This window comes from Ruegeria sp. HKCCA5491 (assembly GCF_013034565.1).
Classification (GTDB): Bacteria; Pseudomonadota; Alphaproteobacteria; order Rhodobacterales; family Rhodobacteraceae; genus Ruegeria.
In genome coordinates this window covers 188,100-206,116 of the sequence record NZ_WQGG01000009.1, presented here as the reverse complement: position 1 = coordinate 206,116, position 18,017 = coordinate 188,100, and the positions used below count along the sequence as shown (strand labels likewise).

The following is an 18,017-nucleotide window of genomic DNA, read 5'->3' as shown; positions in this document are numbered from 1 at the left end:
CTGGAGCGGGTAGCGGGAATCGAACCCGCGCGTTCAGCTTGGGAAGCTGACAGGCTACCATTACATCATACCCGCCGCGCGGGTTTGAATAACATTGGCTCACGACCAGCTTCAAGCGCGTTTCGACAGGATGCCGCAAGATTATTCTGTCCGGGCTCGCAGGCTGTCGATCAGCGATTTTTCAACGTCCAACACTTCGCACGCAGCATCAAGGGTTCGCTGATCCAGATGTTGCGGGCTCAGGTCGATGTCCCTGGAGAACGCCTCAACAATCGTTCGCATCGTCTTGATCCGGGCGTATTTCTTGTTGTTGGCGGGGATCACGTGCCACGGCGCTATCTGGGTCGAGGTGCGCGCCAGCATCTCATCCACCGCGACTTCCGCCTCGGACCAGTGTTCGCGGTTGCGGAAATCCTCATAGGTCAGTTTCCAGCGCTTCAGCGGGTTGCGTAGACGTTCGGTGAATCGCGCCATCTGTTCCTCGGGCGAGATGTGGAAGAACAGCTTTACGATCCGCGTGCCGTCATCCACCAGCATTCGCTCGAAATCGTTGATCTCACCATAAGCGGCGCGCCAGCGATCTTCGGAGGTGAACTTTTCCAACCGCTCGACCAGCACCCGCCCATACCAGCTTCGGTCAAAAGCCGAGATCGCGCCCTCGGGCGGTAGCCGTTCCCAGAACCGCAACAGGTAATGACGATTCAGGTAGTAGTTGCGCGGCGCACCAATCGGCCAAACCTTGAAGCTGCGCGGGTCCAACGCCTGACTGATCCGCCGGATCGTGCCGCCTTTGCCCGCCGCGTCCCATCCTTCGAACACCAGCACGCCCTTGGTCCCGTGAAACAAAAACGCCTGTTGGATCAACGCCAGTTGCGCCTGCAACTCTACCAGTTCCTCAAAATACTCTTTCTTGCCCAGCCTCAGCGACAGATCTGCCTCGGTCAGTTTCGGGGGAACATGCTTGGTCATAATGGCGCCCTGATCTGCGAAAAAATCACAACCAGTGTCACTACAACGGCCACAAGAGGCATTGATCGGTGTCAAACGAAAAAAAGCCGGGCACTAGGCCCGGCTTTGACTCAAAATGCGATGCGGATCACGCGCGGCGGCGACGTCCACCACCACGACGACCACCTGCGGCACCGGCTGCCGCGGCTTCTTCAGGCGACTTGTTGAACTTGATCCATGCCCCGCCATGCGGGTCGTTGTTGGTCAGCAGGTTAGCGGCGCGGATGGCCTCCATCTCTTTGCCGGCGCGCGGTTGGGTCGAGCCCAGGCCGAACAGTTGGCAGAAGGTCTCATCATCCATATCCGCAGGCAGTACGATGCCTTTGGCTGCTACCTCGGCCTTCTTTTCAGCCAGCTTTTTGGGACCAACTGGCAAGGCCACAGGGTTCATGATCGCCGAGGTCATGCCAGCGCCCATTGCCATCGGCAGGAAGGCATTGTTGATGCCGTGACGGTTCGGCAGACCGAACGAGATGTTGGATGCACCGCAAGTCGTATTCACGCCCAGTTCCTCGCGCAGGCGACGAACCAATGCAAATACCTGCTGGCCAGCGGTTGCCATCGCGCCGATGGGCATAACCAGCGGGTCAACCACGATGTCATGGGCCGGAATGCCGAAATCGGCGGCGCGTTCAACGATCTTCTTAGCGACGTCAAACCGCACATCAGGGTCTTCGGAAATCCCGGTGTCGTCGTTCGAGATTGCCACAACCGGCACGTTGTATTTCTTGACCAGCGGCAGCACCAATTCCAGACGCTCTTCTTCACCGGTAACCGAATTCAGAAGCGGGCGGCCCTCAGCCGCCTCAAGACCGGCTTCCAGAGCGCCCGGAACCGACGAGTCGATACAGAGCGGGACGTCAACCAGGCCCTGAACCAGCTCAACGATCTTGGTCATAAGCGGTGGCTCGGTCTCGTTCGGGTTGGGGTTCGAGTTGTAGACAACGCCCGCATTGATATCCAGAACGGTCGCGCCTGCTGCAACCTGCGCGATGGCGTCCTTCTCGACAGTCGAGAAATCGCCCGCTTCCAGTTCTGCGGCCAGTTTCTTTCGGCCAGTGGGGTTAATCCGCTCACCGATCACGCAGAACGGTTCGTCAAAGCCCAGAACGGCGGTTTTTGTTTTTGATTCTACGACAGTACGGGTCATGTCCGTTCCTTAGGTATTTGCAGGCTTTGCCGAAGCGCCGCCATTGTTGATAGCCCAGTTGGCGTTGGTCTTGACGCCGCCAAGCGGGAAGAAATGTACGTTGGTGATGTTGAAATCCGGGTTGGCCGCTTTGTGGTTGGCCAATTCGGTGATCACATCGGTCGGCTCATAAGGCAGCAACAGCTTGGATACATCCATCGCGCGCTTTTGCAGAACCTTCAGCGATGGACCAACGCCACAGGCAATCGCGAATTTGATCAGGGTCTGCAACTTGGCCGGACCCGCAATACCAATATGGATCGGTAGGTCGATCCCCGCGGCCTTCAGACCGTCTGCCCATTCGATGATCGGCTTCGCGTCGAACGCAAATTGTGTCGCCAGCGCCATTTCGGCGTCGGTTGTCTCGCTGAATTTCTGTTTCCAGCGCAGCGCATCGTCAACATTCTTGGTCGAGCCGTCCGGGTCGATATCCTTGTTGCCCTCGGGGTGACCAGCCACGTGCAGACGCTTGAAACCTGCCTTGTCAAACAGGCCGGTCTCCATCAGTTGCATCGAACTGTCAAAATCACCCTGCGGCCTGTCCAGTCCACCGGCCAGCAGCAGCGCCTGATCCACGCCCGCTTCGCCCTGATACATAGAAATCCAGTTTTCCAGCGTCGCCGCGTCCTTAATGATCCGCGCAGGAAAGTGCGGCATGACCGGATAGCCCTCGGCAGCGATGCGCTTGGCGGTCTTGACCATGTCCTCGATCGGGGTGCCCTCGATATGGGCGATGTAGACGCGGGTGCCTTCGGGCAGCAGAGCGCGGAAATCCTCGACCTTTTCGGCCGTACGGGGCATTACCTCGATCGAATAGCCCTGCAAAAAGGCTTCGACGGTCGGGTTCACAGGGCCGTTTTCGGCCGCATCACGTTTCTTGAAGTTCAGCAAAGCCATCGCGGCCTCCCATATAGATTTCGGGCTCATGCCCAACCGTCATTTGCAATCAGCGCCTTGATGCGGTCCTGATCATATTCCGCTTCCAGACGCACGGCCTCGGCCTCGGCGATCTCGGACGGGTCGCCCTCAACCGCAAAAGGTTCGGCCTTGCGCCACTCGGCCAGATAGGCGTCGCTATCCTTGGCGTTCACCTTCATAGCCGCGCGGTCGATGGCTTGCTCGAACCGTTCCTCCAACTGCCGCTTTGCGCCCCGGCGGCCTTTGCCGACGATGACTTGAGCTGGGATATCGCGCCAAAAAACGATGGTGACGTCAGGCATCGCGTTTGATTCCTCCTAACCAGATGGATCGGTTCTAAACTTCAATATGGGCTCAGGTCGGTCGATTTTCGACACAAGGCAGAGTTCTAACGACCTTTTTACCCACGATGGGATACCGGCCTTGTAACGAAGTCTTGAGCAATCCCTCACATCAAAATTCTCATCACCTTAATGAGCGTCTTGCACGACGCAGGCGCGCGACCTATGGTCGGGGTAACTCGAAAATCGGAGGGCGTTACCATGGCGCCCAAGCGTCCCAAAGGTGCGGGCGCGTTCCCGAAGGCGGTCGAAAGCCCCGCGCCGGCAAGACCCGATCCAGATGCGTTGTATGCGGCGCTGGATCTGGGGACAAATAGCTGCCGCATGTTGATAGCCCAGCCCAAGGGCAGCGGGTTCCATGTGGTCGACAGCTTCTCAAAATCCGTGCAATTGGGCGCGGGTCTTGAGCGGACCGGGCGTTTGTCCCGGTCATCCATGGCGCGCACCATTCAGGCGCTGCGGATTTGCCAGCAAAAACTGAAACGCAATAAAGTCCGACGAATGCGGCTGGTTGCGACCGAAGCTTGTCGGCGCGCCAAAAACTCACGCGACTTCATCCGGCAGGTGCGGCGCGAAACCGGGCTGACGCTTGAGATCATCCAGCCCGAGGAAGAAGCACGGCTTGCCGTGATCTCCTGCGCGCCTCTGGTTTCAACCAAGACCGAACAATTGCTGGTCGTGGATATCGGCGGCGGCTCGACCGAACTGGTGTGGATCGACATCTCATCCGTTCCGCGCCGGGACAGACCTGCGGCGATCATGCGCCTGCACAATGGGTTCCACGCGGCCGAAAGCCCATTTCCTGCGGCCAAGGTTGTGGACTGGATCAGTGTTCCCTTGGGGGTCGCGACCCTTCGGGATCAGTTCAATGACGTCGAGGATGACTCGGCTCGGTTTGCCTTGATGAGCTGGTTTTTCGAAGAGAACCTGGCCGATTTCGCCCCCTACAAAGATGAGCAGGCACGTGAAGGGTTTCAGATTGTAGGCACCAGCGGCACGGTCACAACCGTTGCTGCCTCCCACCTTGGGCTCAAACGGTATGACCGAACCAAGGTCGATGGCCTGCGCATGACCAGCGATCAGATTGACAAAGTGATACGTGGTTATCTAGAACTCGGCCCTCAGGGTCGGCGTCGGGATCCGCGTATCGGTGATGACCGGCAGGCCCTGATCATGTCCGGCTCGGCCATTTTGCAGGCACTATTACGCTGCTGGCCCACCGACCGCCTTTCCGTGGCGGATCGTGGGCTGCGCGAGGGTTTGCTTTATGCACAAATGAGCGCGGACGGCGTATTGGAAGACGGACCGTTCTGATGGCGAAGACACCGACTGGCAAAAACAACTCGGGCCGCGGACAGCGCGACCTGAAGGTTAAGGTCAAGACTGCACGTGGGCGCAAGCTCAGCTCAACCCGCTGGCTCGAACGGCAGTTGAATGACCCTTATGTCAAGCGCGCTAATGCCGAAGGGTATCGCGGACGCGCGGCCTATAAGATATTGGAACTGGACGACAAGTTTCGCTTTCTGGTCCCCGGCGCGCGCGTCGTTGATCTGGGCTGCGCGCCCGGCGGGTGGTTGCAGGTCGCTGTCAAGCGGGTGAATGCGCTGGGCGAAAAAAGCGGCAAGCGGATCGGCACGGTTCTGGGCGTGGACCTGCAAGAAGTCGAGCCGGTCGCTGGCGCAACGGCCCATGTGCTGGACTTCATGGAAGACGACGCCGACCAAAAGGTTAAAGAATGGCTGGGCGGCAAGGCCGATGTGGTAATGTCGGACATGGCAGCCGCCTCATCGGGGCATAAGCAAACCGACCATTTACGGATCATGGCACTGTGTGAGACAGCCGCCTATTTCGCATTTGATGTTTTGGAAGAAGGCGGCACCTTCGTCGCTAAAGTCCTGGCCGGTGGTGCCGAGGGCGATCTGCAAAAACTTCTGAAACAGAAATTCACCAAGGTCGCCAACGTCAAACCACCTGCGTCCCGCTCAGACAGTTCCGAGAAATTTGTTGTAGCGACTGGGTTTCGGGGCAAATCTTAATCCTCTAACGAAACCCGCTCTCCTGTCAGAACCTGTTCGCGCAGGGACGCAGCTGCGATGCCCTGTAGCAGCAGAGCCTCGCCATGGTTAAGGTATTGCGGCTTCCGTGTGCGCAGATCTTCAATGCGCTGGGACATTGATAGCGGTCGTTGCAATTGCGATATCCGAACCGGTTTTCCAAGCATTTCAAACCCCTTACCGAAAAAAGCTTCTACTCCTTCCGATTTAGATACCGATAGATTTTGCCGTGAACGTGGCCGAAAGCGGGTATTACAATGCCAATTCAGCGCCCGATCTGGGCCTTTAATTGCAGCAATTCGGGGTGGTTTGGAACCCGCGACAACCCTTCAGCAAGAACGCTCTGCGCGGCCTCGACCCCACGGTTCAATTGAACGAGTTGAACCAGTATCGGCCACGCTTCAGCACGCTGCGGGTCAAGGGTAATCACTTCGGCAAAGGCGCGTTCGGCCGCTTCAGGATTGCGAAGCGTCAAAGCCATGCCACCCAGCACCATGTGCGTTTCGGGAAAATCCAGGCGGTTGGCAATCGCGCCTTGCCACTCGGACATACCCTGCCCGGCCAGTTGCCCTTGTTCGCGGGTCATTACTTGCGGCGGAATGGTCAGAAACTCTTTCGCCGCTGCAATCCGAACATTACGGCGCGGGTCCGACAACAACGGTTCCAACCGCTGAACCCGATCCGACATACTCGCATATCGTTGCAGAGTGGCTGCGTTGGCGCGGACAACCGGATCAACGTCCGCCAGCAAAGACGCCGTCTGAGCCGCAATTTCGTCCGAGCCAAAATCCTGCAGCAAATACGCCGCTGTCGCGCGAACGATGCCCGCCTGCCCGGGATCGGTGGCGATATCAAGCAATGCGGCGGGTCCGTCCGCGCGGCCTGTCAGCGCTTGCTGAAACGACGTGCCATAATGCGTGCCACGCTGTTCCGACTGGGGAAACCATGCCTCAATCTGTGTCGCCGCCCATTCCTGATCCTCGTCCTTATGACAATCGGTGCAGGCATCTTCGCCAAGCCCCAAGTCCGGGCGCGGGATACGGAAACTGTGATCACGCCGACCATCAACCCCCATGTAGACACGCTCGATCATATGGCACGATTTGCAGTGTGCGCCGTCGCTGCCGTCAGGATGGTGGTGATGATCTGGCGAGTCATATTCTTTTGACATCAAGGTCGGAAATCGGCTGTTCCCAGCGGGAGAATGGCACTGTGTGCAAACACCATTCCCCTCGGCCCGCAACGTTGCGCTGTGAGGCTCGTGGCAATCCATGCACCCTACGCCTTGCGCGTACATTTCGGACTGCAGGAACGAGCCATAGACATAGACTTCATCCAGTATCTGCCCATCCGGGTGGTACAATCCCGGCCTTAGGACCGCGAGGTTATAGGCATCATGATACGGCGTTCCCGGCAAGGGGTTGCCGTCACCATGTGCTTCACGGCGTGAATGGCATCCGGCACATTGCTGGATTTCAGCTTCGGTCTGACTGCTGCCCCAATCCGTAGTGAACCCGTATTCTGTCAGGTCGCCGCCGACACTTTGGCCGTTGGTCCAGTCGATATGGGCAGAACCCGGGCCATGGCACGCCTCACACCCGACACCTATTTCCGACTGTATTGATGTGTAACTGCGGGTTTGCGCGTCGTAGTTCTTTTCAAAAGCAGTCGCATGACATCCTGCGCAGCGGGCATTCCAGTTTTTGTAGGGTCCGGTCCAATGCAAGCCGTCATCCGGGGGCAGATCTTGATCGGGGTAAAGGTGAAACCAACGCTTTTGCTCGGTATCCCAAACCACGTCAAAGCTTTGCAAGCGGCCCGGTTCGGTTTCGAACAGATATTGCTGAAGTGGCGCGATGCCAATCACCGAGTGCACATCATACTCGGTCGCTACACCGTCTTTCTCGGTGACCCGAGCACGCAGGGTATCGTCGCTGGAAAACTCGACAGACATGCCGTCATGCTCAAATCTGGTGCCGTCAAAGTCAGCGACAACATGACCGGCATCTGCCTCGGTCCACGCCAATGCGTGATGAGATTTGGCCCATGCGTCGGCTTCGGCCTTATGACACTCAACACATTTATCCGAGCCGACATAAGACGGAACCTGTGCCCAAGCGAACGCCGGGAAAAGCACTAACAAACCGAAAAGAAAATGTCTCAATCCACGGTCCCTTCGCCGGAATTCTGAAGGTCCATCAAAGCGCCGTTAAACTCAGCGCCCAAAATCAGGATCGCGGCGCATAGATACAGGAAGATCAAGGCCGCCATTGCACCGGCCAATCCGGCGTAGGTCGTGCTGTAAGACGCAAACTGACCGATATAGATCGAGAACGCCCATCCCCCTGCTGCCCATAGCGCCAGCGTAAGAACCACGCCGGGCAGAATCTGCATCACGGAATGTCGACGTGTCGGCAAAAGAAGATGCGCCAGAATCACGGTTCCGGCTGGAACGGCAACCGTAAAGGTCCATCGCAGCCGATCCACGGACAACCACTCTGATACGTTTACATCAGTCCTTTCAGACACAAGTTTTGTATAGACCGGCAAGACCACCTCGACCGCAGCGATCGCCAGAATCGTGGCGCCACCGATTACCACCAGCGCCAAACAGAACAGCCGGGTTTTCCAGAACGGCCAGCTATCGTGATCATGATATGCCTGGTTCATCGCTGCACGAACGGCCGCAACTCCGTTGGATGCGAAGAACACGGCCAACAAACCCCCGATGGTTATGACGCCTGAACCGGATTCTTCCAGCACGGCCCGCAGCTCGGCCACAATAGGGTCGGCCACGTCTTGCGGCCAAGCCCCAAAGATCAGCTCAATCAATTCGTTGGTGACATAATCCTGAGACAAGGATCCGGCCAAGGCCACAGTGAACAAGACGAACGGAAACAAGGCGAGCATAAGGGACATGGCGACATGGCTGCTCATCACCAACCCGTTCTTGGCACCAAAGCGACCAAGGGCCAGCCACAGCGCCTGAAGAGGCCGGCCAAAAAGGGGAATCACGTTCGCGCTCATGCCGAAAGCCTACCCCGGCTCATTGGATCACAGAACCATCAAATCCAGTATAAAGACAAATTAATCCGTACAAATATCTGGGTGCATTGCATAATCCCGCGCGGCTGTGCAGGATCAGGACAGGATAACCAGCTTGAGGCAATCTCAGCTCAGCGGCGGGAAACCGATGCCCTTGGACCAAAACGATACGTATACGACACCCCGGCTGAAGCTGTCTGTCGTCCGCGATACCGCCATTGTTGCCACGCTGACCGTGCTGGGCCTGTATGCCGGGTCCGCATTTCTTATTCCCTTGACGATGGCATTGCTGATCAACGTTCTGATTATCGCCCTAAGCGACCGGGTGATTTCTGTCACCCACGCCCCTGTCTGGCTGGCCAATGTCGCTGGTGTGACAGTCGTTTTGGCGGGCTTGTTCATGATCATGTATATTCTGGGCAGCCAAGCGACCCAGTTCGCGCGTTCCATCAGCACCTATGAAAATCAGTTCGACGGCGCGGTAAACCGCGTCACAGGGCTGGTCGGCAATGACGTGACCACCTTTATCAGGGACAACCTAATCAGCATCGACATGTCTTATGTCGCCCGCGTTCTGTTGGGCAGCGCCACGTCCTTGCTGAACCATTTCTTCCTGATCAGCCTTTATGTGGCTTTCCTCATGGCTGAACGGCTGGCCTTTCGAAAAAAGATACAACTGGCGGCAGGAAACCCTCAGACCGGGGCCGAATTTGCGTCGGTACTGGACGCGATCTCTTACAGCCTGCAGCGTTATGTAGGTGTTAAGACATTCATCAGCCTGATCACCGCCGGAATCAGCTATTCGGTTTTCAAACTATTGGGTCTTGAATACGCCGAAACATGGGCTGTACTTACTTTTGCGCTGAATTTCATCCCCTCAATCGGTTCGATCATTGCGGTGATTTTTCCTGCGATGATTGCACTTGTTCAGTTCGACAGCATCGGTCCGTTCCTCATCATCGTATTTGGATGCGGGACGATCCAGTTCCTCATCGGCAATTTTCTGGACCCCGCCATGCTGGGGCGTTCGCTGAACATGTCGACGTTTCTAGTCATTCTCGCGCTGACCTTCTGGACAACCGTCTGGGGCATGATCGGCGCCTTTCTAAGTGTACCTCTGACGGTCTGCATCCTTATTGTCTTCAGCCACATCCCCGCGCTGCGCCCGATCGCAATCCTGATGTCGCTGGATGGACGACTGGGTGAAGATCAACAACCAACTTCCACCACCTGAGCGATGCGCCCACTGTTCATCGGATCAGAGATCTATCGAAACTCGACCTATGGTTCGAAACACCCGCTTGCGATCCCGCGCGTTTCAACGGTTATTGATCTATGCCGGGCGCAAGGATGGCTTCCCCCCGAGGCATATCGGGTCAGCCCCCGGGCCAAGCCTAACGCCCTGCGCCTCTTTCACACGCCCGATTATATTGCCGCGCTTCAAAAAGCGGAAAAGACACAGTCGGTTTCCGATGAAACGCGCAAGAAATACGGCCTTGGCACACTTTCAAATCCAGTTTTCGCCGAAATGTTTCGCAGGCCAGCAACCGCCGCAGGGGGATCGTTGCTGGCCGCAGAACTACTGCGGGAGGGAGGGATTGTTTATAATCCGGCCGGTGGGACGCATCACGGCCTGCCTGACCGCGCAAACGGGTTCTGCTATCTGAACGATCCTGTACTTGCGATCCTGACCTTTCTGAATGCAGGTCTAGAGCGTATCGTTTACGTGGATATCGACGCGCATCATTGTGACGGGGTCGAAGCCGCCTTTTGCGGATCTTCCAAAGTCAGAATGATCTCGGTCCACGAGGCGCGGCGCTGGCCCTTTACCGGCGCGCTTGAAGACACGGCTGGGGGTGCTGCGTTCAACCTGCCAGTCGCGCGCGGACTGAACGATAGTGAGTTCTACGCGATACTGGATCAGGTGATCCTGCCCGCCACGGCAACGTTTCGCCCGCAGGCGATTATCCTTCAATGTGGCGCGGATGCTGTCGCCGAAGACCCGCTGTCGCGCCTGTCTCTGTCAAACAACGCCCATTGGCGCGCCGTGGCACACCTAAGAGATATGGCACCCAGGTTTCTTGTTCTGGGCGGAGGCGGCTATAACCCATGGTCAGTCGCCCGGCTGTGGACCGGCGTTTGGGCGGTGCTTAATGGCTTTGAAATCCCTCAGGAATTAAACGCCGATGCGCAATCCGTCCTCGGCGCTTTGACGTGGAACCGGGCCGCTGGCAAACAGCCGCCGGGCCATTGGTTCAAGACGTTGCGCGACAATCCAAACACCGGAGAGATCAGGCCCGATCTGTTGGCGGATATGAGGCGGCTTGCAAGCCGGATTTCGTAGTGGATTGACTTCGGAAGAGCTGCTAACCTGCAGTCATTACGAAATATTTCTGACCGCCCGGATAATTTGGAAACCTGCCAGCCTGTTTTAACCGATTGGCTGAAATTGGATCACCAAAATGAATGCACACGAACAAATAAGCGACCTCAAGGCCCGAATGGGACAGTCCATCATTGGCCAGACCGAAGTCATTGATCGCCTGATCATCGGTTTGCTGGCAAACGGTAACCTGTTGATCGAAGGATTGCCCGGCCTTGCAAAGACCCGCGCCGTCAAAGCAATGGCGCGCAACATGGACGCCAGTTTCAGCCGGATTCAGTTCACGCCAGACCTTCTTCCGTCAGACGTGACCGGAACCGAAGTGTTTCAGCAAACCGATACGGGCAGCACGTTTCGCTTCGATCCCGGCCCGATCTTTGCCAACATCGTATTGGCGGACGAAATCAACAGAGCCCCGGCCAAGGTTCAGGCCGCGCTGCTTGAGGCGATGGAAGAACGGCAGGTCACGGTTTCCGGAACAACGCACAAAATGGACCCGTTGTTCATCGTAATGGCCACGCAAAACCCCATTGAACAAGAGGGCACGTACCCCCTGCCCGAAGCGCAAATGGACCGGTTTCTGATGCATGTTCAGATCACCTACCCGCCGGTCGAAGACGAGGTCGAAGTCATACGCCTGGTCCGGAACGAGGAAATCGCAACAGGCCGGGAAATGTCTGGGGAACGCCCTGCCCCAATCCCACAGGACGCTGTGTTCACCGCGCGTTCGGAAATCGGCCAGATCCATGTCTCGGACGCGATGGACAGGTATATGGCAGATCTTGTGCAAGCGACCCGAACACCAGAAAACCTGAGCGAAGAGCTTGCCAACTGGATCGAGATCGGGGCCAGCCCCCGCGCGTCATTGGCGCTTGATAAGTGCGGGCGCGCTCATGCCTGGATGAACGGGCGCGACTATGTCGACCCCGCCGACATTCGCGCTATTGCCCATGACGTCTTTCGCCATCGCATATCCTTAAGCTTCGAAGCGCAGGGCAGCACCAAATCAGCCGATGATGTCATCGCGGAAATCCTACGCCTTGTGGCGTTGCCGTAAGGGCCCCACATGGCGCAGACAGCCACATATCCCTCAGACCCGCGCATCCATGTGAATGCCGAACATTTACAACGACTGGGTCCGAAATCGCGATCGCTCAGCCTTTTGCCCCGGCAACCCGCGCGATCAATCCTCAATGGACGTCACGCATCGCGTTTACGCGGACGTGGGCTGAACTTTGAGGAATTGCGCACGTATATGCCAGGTGACGACATTCGAACAATTGACTGGAAGGTCACCGCACGCACCGGCACACCCCATGTTCGGGTCTATACGGAAGAGCGCGATCGCCCCGCCCTTTTGTTGGTCGACCAAAGGGTATCCATGTTCTACGGAACCGAGATCTATATGAAATCCGTGATCGCGGCAGAAGCCGCAGCCATTGCCGCACATCGGGTTCTGGGGCAAGGCGACCGTGTTGGCGGGATTGTTTTCGGTGATACGGACTTGGCCGAGCATCACCCGCAACGGCGCCCTGCTGCACTGACGCGGTTCCTATCATCTGTTGGAGAATTGAATTGTAGCCTGAACGCGAAGCTGCGCCCAAAACCAACTGTGACACTGAACGACGTACTGAAACAGGCCGTCCGACTTGCACACACGAACGCATTGGTGTGCGTGTTTTCCGATTTCGACGGGATCAACGACAGGTCCGAACGTCTTTTCAGCAGGTTATCGCGATCAAATGATCTGATCCTTTTCAATGTTTTTGATCCAAGTTCGCGCGCATTACTTCCGGGGGTAAAACTGACGGTATCCGACGGGGACAACCAGATCGAAATCGACAGCTCAATCCCTGATCTGCACGATCGCATCAAATCAGCGATGGAGGACAGGCTTTCGCAGTTGAACCTGTGGTCCCGCCGCTATGGCTTCCCAATTGTCCCTCTGACAACAGCGGTCCCTGCTCTGGATCAGTTGCTGAAGCTGTTCGGGCATCCGGGGGGACGATGATGGCGGTCGATGTTTCGGGCAAATCACTGGTTGAACTTTTGGATATGCTAGAGCCTGCTCCGGCCCCAGATCCAATCGCAATGACCCCGCAAACATGGGGTTGGGCGGTTCTTGCAGTGGTGCTGGCAACGGCCTGGACCTCTTGCTTCTACCTGGCCCGTCGACATTGGTCGGCAAATGCCTACCGACGCTCGGCCCTTGCAGAACTGGAGCGGGCCGGAACCGATGCGGCACGCGCGGCCGAGATTCTGCGGCGGACCGCTCTGGTCGCTTTTCCGCGTGCGACTGTGGCAAGTCTTCACGGGCAAGAGTGGTTGAATTTTTTAAATCAGACGTATGAAAAGAAAGAATTTAAAGGCGCCTCCGGCGAAGTCCTCCTTGCCGCGCCGTATCAAGAAACCGTTCAAAACACCGACGTCCCAGATCTGGTTCGCAGTTGGATCAAACTCCACAAAAGGGACCAAGGGGCATGACCTACACCTTCGCCGCGCCCTGGGTCTTTGTTCTTTTGCCATTGCCTTTGGTCGTGTTTTGGTTCGCCCCACCACATAAGGAAAAGGTGCAAGCCACACGCATTCCGTTTTTCCGGCACATCGCGGCCGCGACCGGCCTTGAACCCAAAACCGGATCAAGCATTCTAGGACGAACATGGTTGCAATCTATAATTGCGACGCTGGTTTGGGTCTTGTTGGTTACAGCGCTGGCACGCCCTGAACGGCTGGCAGATCCCATCGTGGTGGAAAAATCGGCGAGGGATGTGGTCCTGGCCCTAGATATATCCGGGTCAATGGACCAACGGGATTTCACGTCCGAGGATGGAACCCCCAAACAGCGCCTCGCAGCGGTCAAAGATGTACTGCGGGACTTCATTGCAGCGCGTCAGGGGGATCGAATGGCCCTGATCATCTTTGGGACACGCGCGTTTGTACAGGCACCGTTCACCGAAGATTTGAATAGTTTGAATGGGTTCCTCGACCAGACTGAAGTGGGAATGGCTGGGCCGAACACGGCGCTTGGCGATGCCATTGGGTTGGGCATACGGCTGTTTGACTCGAGCGAAGTTGACCAACGCCTGATGATCGTCCTCAGCGACGGGGCCGACACGTCAAGCCGCATGACACCCGTCAACGCGTCGGCAATCGCTGCGGACAAAAATGTGGTCATTTATACGATCGGAGTTGGCGACCCGAACGCAACAGGTGAAGACCGCGTAGATTTGCAAGCCCTTCAAGATATCGCGCAAACGACTGGCGGACAATACTTTTTTGCCGATGACGAAGCCGCTTTGACGCAGACCTACCAACAGATCGACGAGCAAAATCCAAGAGTTGTTGAAACCCAAAGCTATCGACCGCGCGAAAGCCTTACCCATATACCGCTTTTAATCGTCATTGCCGTGATCCTGTTCAGTTCCGCAGGATTTCATATCGCGCAACACCGGCGGAGTGTTCGATGATTGAGGCACTCGCAGATTTCCACTTTATCCGAGCGGCTTGGCTTCTTTTCCTGATACCGGTTTTTGCAGTTTGGTGGCTGATCCGTCCAAGATCGGAACGGTCCACTCAAATTCCAGACGGTATCGCCCCGCACCTGGCCCAAGCCCTTAAGGTGGGCGACACGGACAAACGCAAGCTGAACCCCGTAGACGGGGTCATGGCCATTGCAGTGCTGGTCACCTTGGCCGCCGCGGGCCCAACGTGGTCGCGCGCCCCTAACCCACTGATTGCAGACACCGCGCCGTTGGTTATTGCGCTGAAAGTCACCGAAAGCATGGAAGGCACCGACCTGCCCCCATCCCGGCTTGAGCGTGCGAAATACAAGATCACCGATCTGATCAACACGCGCTCAGGGGCGCGGACCGCTTTGATCGCGTATGCAGGCAGTCCGCACCGCGTTGCCCCCCTGACCGAGGATGCCAACATCCTTCGCCCGCTGCTGGAAGGGTTAACGCCCGCCGTTATGCCGCTGAAAGGCGACGCGGCAGCCGATGCCCTGGCACTGGCTCAGAACATACTCGCCGATGCGGAAACCCCGGGCGCCATTTTGTTTGTGCTGGACGATATCGACCCGTCGCAGGTTCAGGCAATGAATAGTGCAGAGGCCGACCTGTTGTTTCTTACGATGTTGCCAGAAGGCGAAAGACTGGTTCAGCTAGACGCGTTATCATCCGCGACCGTGGCGCCATTTTCGACGGGAGATCAAGATGTTACGCGACTAAAAAGAGGTATTCACAACGCCTATGTCGACGCTCTGGACGAAGAGGATCAGTTGGATTGGCAGGATCAGGGTTGGATTTTGGCCTGGCCTGCGGCGTTGCTCTCACTTTTGTGGTTCCGGCGCGGCTGGGTCATTCGGTGGGCATTTTTGATGTTATTCATCACGCACCCATCCGGTCATGCGTGGGCCGAAGGTTGGAAGGACTGGTTCCTAACACCTGATCAACAAGGCCAGATCGCCATGAACCAAAAGCGCTTTTCTGACGCGGCCGATTTGTTTCAGGACCCATACCACCAAGGATACGCCATGCTCAAAGCAGGCCGCTATCCTGAGGCGACCGAGGTCTTTTCGTCGTTGAACACACCTGAAGCCGCGTTTGCGGAAGGAATGGCGCGCATCCGTAACCGCGAGTACCGCCCAGCGATTGCAGCATTTGAAACCGCGTTAGAACGTCGACCAGACTGGCCAGAAGCCCAGCACAATTTGGAAGTTGCAACAGCAATTCTGGAGTATGTCGAAACCACCCGAGAGCAATCGGATACCAGCGAAGAGGCCGGGATCGGCGCGGATGATACAGTATTCGACAATGAAGGCGCGCGTGGTCAGGACACCACAGTGCAAGCCCAGACCGAAGTAGCGCAGCCGATGTCTGCAGACCAGTGGATCAGCGCAATTGATACCGACATGCAGGACTTTCTGAGAAACCGGTTCCTGCTGGAAAATCAGGTGCAATCGCAATGAGATATTTTCTATTCCTCATTTTACTGTTCCTGCCGACGGTGGTCACTCCGCAGACCCCAACAGATATTGCCCCACTTGTAACAGTGGACCTTGCAGAGGGCGATGTGATCGTCGGGCAACCCACCATTTTGCGCGTCAAGGTTTTGGTTCCTACCTTCATGCCGGCCCCTCCGGTCTTTCCGTCATTGGAGCAAGAAAACTTATTGGTCCGCTTGCCCGAGCGCGCATCCGGCCCGGTCAGCGAAACTGTGCAAGGCGACACGTGGTCTGGTGTTCAGCGCGGCTATCGCCTTTATCCTTTGCAAGTTGGAAAAATCCAGTTGGGCCAGATGGATATTCTGGTTACTTACGCCGATCCTGATACCAACGCACCGATTGAGGTTTCGGTCCCGCTGCCACCAATATCCTTTGACGCTGTGATCCCGCAAGGCGCGCAAAATCTGGACCCGCTTATTCTGGCGTCGGGCTTTTCCATTGAACAAACGCTGGATGGTGACACTGACATTCAAACCGGAGGCGCGATTACGCGAAAGCTCACAGCCAAAATTTCGGGGACTACTCCGATCTTGATACCTCCTCTGATTCCGGAAAATCAGGATGAACTTCTGCGTGCATACCCAAAAGAGCCGCGTTTTACCGAAGCTGAAGATCGCGGAGTTTTGTCAGGTCAGCGCGTTGATGAAGTTGTCTATCTGGCTCAGGCAGGTGGGCAGACGCAACTTCCTGCTGTTTCGATCGACTGGTTCAACCTGACAACCCAACAGGTTGAAACTGTTGATATCCCTGCAGTCGACTTAACCTTGGCTGCACCCAAAACGCCCCCGAAAGACATGGGCGATTTTCTTAGGCTTGGCTTAGGGGTAACACTCGTGTTGCTGATGATCTGGACCGCCTGGCGTTGGGTTGCACCCCGCTTCAGGACGCGCCGGGAAGAACGCGAACGTGCTTATAGGTCCTCAGCCGAATATGCCCTTGCACAGCTCAGGCTGTCTTTGAAAAACCACGACCTGTCAGGCGCCTATTCGGCACTGGATCTTTTGAAGGCACGCGCAGAAACACCCATGGATTTACATAAGCTTGAAGCGCAATTGGCATTGATCGGCGCAACACGCTACGGGTCTGATGCCGGCCGGCAGGCCCCGCATTGGTCCGAGGCTATCGCCACCCTTGACACCTTTGTCCGGCCGCGAGGGGCTAACGCCAATTCGTTGCCCCTATTGAACCCTTGAACCCATTGAACCCATTGAACCCATTGAACCCATGATGCTTAGTTCTGACAATTTGCAATAAGGCCACGCCGGTCCTTTAGAAGCACGCGGCCATAGCCCACCTCGACCAAACCAAGATCAGCAAGGCGGTGCAGACTACGGTGAAGTGTCGGTTGCGAGACCGCTATCATCTCGGCCAGCTCCTCTTGCGACACCTCAATCCAACCGTCGGACTTCGAAGTGCCCTCGTCCAGATGGAGAAGGCGCAGCGCAAGGCGCTTTTCCGTACCAGTCACTACAAGGTTCGCCACGATACGCAGCGCGGTCTGCATATTCTCATGACTGAGCGCATAGAAATCCCTAACATAATCAGGCTTCTCCTGAACTAACTTCGTGACACGCGAGTTTGGAAAGAACAGGGCGCGGGTTGTCTGTGTCGCGACAACACTGACCAGCCTTGAGGAATCGGCGAACAAAGCCAGGTCGCCAACCCAGAAACCTGCGCCTTCGCGGTGTATGACGAACTCCTGCCCATCATCGGCTGGCACGGTTATCTGTACGCCCCCCTCAAGGACGGCGAAAATACCGTTCACTGTATCACCATAATGATACAATGCCTCGCTCGCTTCAAAGTCCTTCGCGATTCCACACTCCAGCAAGTCGCGCTGAAATGCGGTCGAACGGTTGCTGAACCAGCCGCCTTTCCGCAAGGTCTTAAGACTGTTGGATTTGTTTAACATTAGAATTTTCCAAACTCGTCAAATGATAAGTTTTTAACACAGATCATCGCCTATGCTAATTCCGTTCGATTCCTTCTATCACGCATTATCGCAGATCAATATCGAACCAACTTTCAGGCCGCGTTTTTAATTAGTTATCGCGCCAAATTTAAGTTTCAACAA

General features: G+C 56.5%; 18 protein-coding genes and 1 tRNA gene. 10 read left to right on the top strand and 9 right to left on the bottom strand.

Features of this window, described 5'->3' with window-relative positions:
* Position 1: 1 nt before the first annotated feature.
* From GOV88_RS13630 to GOV88_RS13610, 5 genes are all read right to left on the bottom strand, one after another.
* Positions 2-75, bottom strand: a tRNA-Gly gene (locus GOV88_RS13630).
* A 66-nt stretch (positions 76-141) separates the two neighbouring features.
* Positions 142-969, bottom strand: coding sequence for a polyphosphate kinase 2 family protein (locus GOV88_RS13625; RefSeq protein WP_171240775.1), 828 nt, complete (start codon positions 967-969; stop codon positions 142-144).
* A gap of 127 nt (positions 970-1,096) precedes the next feature.
* Positions 1,097-2,158 (bottom strand): methyltetrahydrofolate cobalamin methyltransferase, encoded by a 1,062-nt coding sequence (locus GOV88_RS13620; protein ID WP_171121484.1) that lies wholly within the window; start codon positions 2,156-2,158, stop codon positions 1,097-1,099.
* 9 nt (positions 2,159-2,167) lie between these two features.
* On the bottom strand, positions 2,168-3,094 hold the full coding sequence (locus GOV88_RS13615) for a methylenetetrahydrofolate reductase (protein WP_171121712.1): 927 nt from the start codon (positions 3,092-3,094) through the stop codon (positions 2,168-2,170).
* A gap of 26 nt (positions 3,095-3,120) precedes the next feature.
* Complete coding sequence (locus GOV88_RS13610) at positions 3,121-3,417, bottom strand: virulence factor (protein ID WP_171121485.1); 297 nt, start codon at positions 3,415-3,417, stop codon at positions 3,121-3,123.
* 240 nt (positions 3,418-3,657) lie between these two features.
* On the opposite strand from GOV88_RS13610, the gene GOV88_RS13605 reads away from it, so the two are divergent.
* Both GOV88_RS13605 and GOV88_RS13600 read left to right on the top strand, forming a co-directional pair.
* A complete protein-coding gene (locus tag GOV88_RS13605; RefSeq protein WP_171124965.1) occupies positions 3,658-4,770 on the top strand; it encodes a Ppx/GppA phosphatase family protein in 1,113 nt (370 codons plus the stop codon).
* Entirely contained in the window at positions 4,770-5,492 is a 723-nt protein-coding gene (locus GOV88_RS13600; protein WP_171240774.1) for an RlmE family RNA methyltransferase, read from the top strand. The genes GOV88_RS13605 and GOV88_RS13600 overlap by 1 nt, the downstream gene beginning before the upstream one ends.
* Here GOV88_RS13600 and GOV88_RS13595 read toward each other — a convergent pair.
* The 3 genes from GOV88_RS13595 to GOV88_RS13585 form a co-directional block, all read right to left on the bottom strand.
* Positions 5,489-5,629, bottom strand: coding sequence for a hypothetical protein (locus tag GOV88_RS13595; protein ID WP_171121488.1), 141 nt, complete (start codon positions 5,627-5,629; stop codon positions 5,489-5,491). The genes GOV88_RS13600 and GOV88_RS13595 overlap by 4 nt on opposite strands.
* A 146-nt stretch (positions 5,630-5,775) precedes the next feature.
* Positions 5,776-7,674: a cytochrome c3 family protein gene (locus GOV88_RS13590; RefSeq protein ID WP_171240773.1), complete on the bottom strand. Its 1,899-nt coding sequence runs from the start codon at positions 7,672-7,674 to the stop codon at positions 5,776-5,778.
* Complete coding sequence (locus GOV88_RS13585) at positions 7,671-8,537, bottom strand: YihY/virulence factor BrkB family protein (RefSeq protein WP_171121490.1); 867 nt, start codon at positions 8,535-8,537, stop codon at positions 7,671-7,673. The genes GOV88_RS13590 and GOV88_RS13585 overlap by 4 nt, the downstream gene beginning before the upstream one ends.
* 166 nt (positions 8,538-8,703) lie before the next feature.
* On the opposite strand from GOV88_RS13585, the gene GOV88_RS13580 reads away from it, so the two are divergent.
* From GOV88_RS13580 to GOV88_RS13545, 8 genes are all read left to right on the top strand, one after another.
* Complete coding sequence (locus tag GOV88_RS13580) at positions 8,704-9,789, top strand: AI-2E family transporter (protein WP_171121713.1); 1,086 nt, start codon at positions 8,704-8,706, stop codon at positions 9,787-9,789.
* 3 nt (positions 9,790-9,792) lie between these two features.
* The gene (locus GOV88_RS13575; protein WP_171240772.1) at positions 9,793-10,899 is read left to right on the top strand and encodes an acetoin utilization protein AcuC; all 1,107 of its coding nucleotides are present in this window, start codon (positions 9,793-9,795) and stop codon (positions 10,897-10,899) included.
* 118 nt (positions 10,900-11,017) lie between these two features.
* Positions 11,018-11,995 carry a MoxR family ATPase gene (locus GOV88_RS13570; RefSeq protein WP_171240771.1) on the top strand — a complete coding sequence of 326 codons (978 nt, stop codon included), beginning with the start codon at positions 11,018-11,020 and terminating at the stop codon, positions 11,993-11,995.
* Positions 11,996-12,004: 9 nt separating this feature from the next.
* Positions 12,005-12,949, top strand: coding sequence for a DUF58 domain-containing protein (locus GOV88_RS13565; RefSeq protein WP_171240770.1), 945 nt, complete (start codon positions 12,005-12,007; stop codon positions 12,947-12,949).
* On the top strand, positions 12,949-13,422 hold the full coding sequence (locus tag GOV88_RS13560; protein WP_171240769.1) for a DUF4381 domain-containing protein: 474 nt from the start codon (positions 12,949-12,951) through the stop codon (positions 13,420-13,422). The genes GOV88_RS13565 and GOV88_RS13560 overlap by 1 nt, the downstream gene beginning before the upstream one ends.
* A complete protein-coding gene (locus GOV88_RS13555) occupies positions 13,419-14,405 on the top strand; it encodes a VWA domain-containing protein (protein WP_171240768.1) in 987 nt (328 codons plus the stop codon). The genes GOV88_RS13560 and GOV88_RS13555 overlap by 4 nt, the downstream gene beginning before the upstream one ends.
* On the top strand, positions 14,402-15,907 hold the full coding sequence (locus GOV88_RS13550; protein WP_171240767.1) for a VWA domain-containing protein: 1,506 nt from the start codon (positions 14,402-14,404) through the stop codon (positions 15,905-15,907). Before GOV88_RS13555 ends, GOV88_RS13550 begins: the two co-directional genes overlap by 4 nt.
* Positions 15,904-17,136, top strand: a complete 1,233-nt coding sequence (locus GOV88_RS13545; RefSeq protein WP_171240766.1) for a BatD family protein — start codon at positions 15,904-15,906, stop codon at positions 17,134-17,136. Before GOV88_RS13550 ends, GOV88_RS13545 begins: the two co-directional genes overlap by 4 nt.
* A 38-nt stretch (positions 17,137-17,174) precedes the next feature.
* Here GOV88_RS13545 and GOV88_RS13540 read toward each other — a convergent pair whose 3' ends face one another.
* Positions 17,175-17,855 (bottom strand): Crp/Fnr family transcriptional regulator, encoded by a 681-nt coding sequence (locus tag GOV88_RS13540; protein ID WP_171240765.1) that lies wholly within the window; start codon positions 17,853-17,855, stop codon positions 17,175-17,177.
* Between the last annotated feature and the right edge of the window lie 162 nt (positions 17,856-18,017).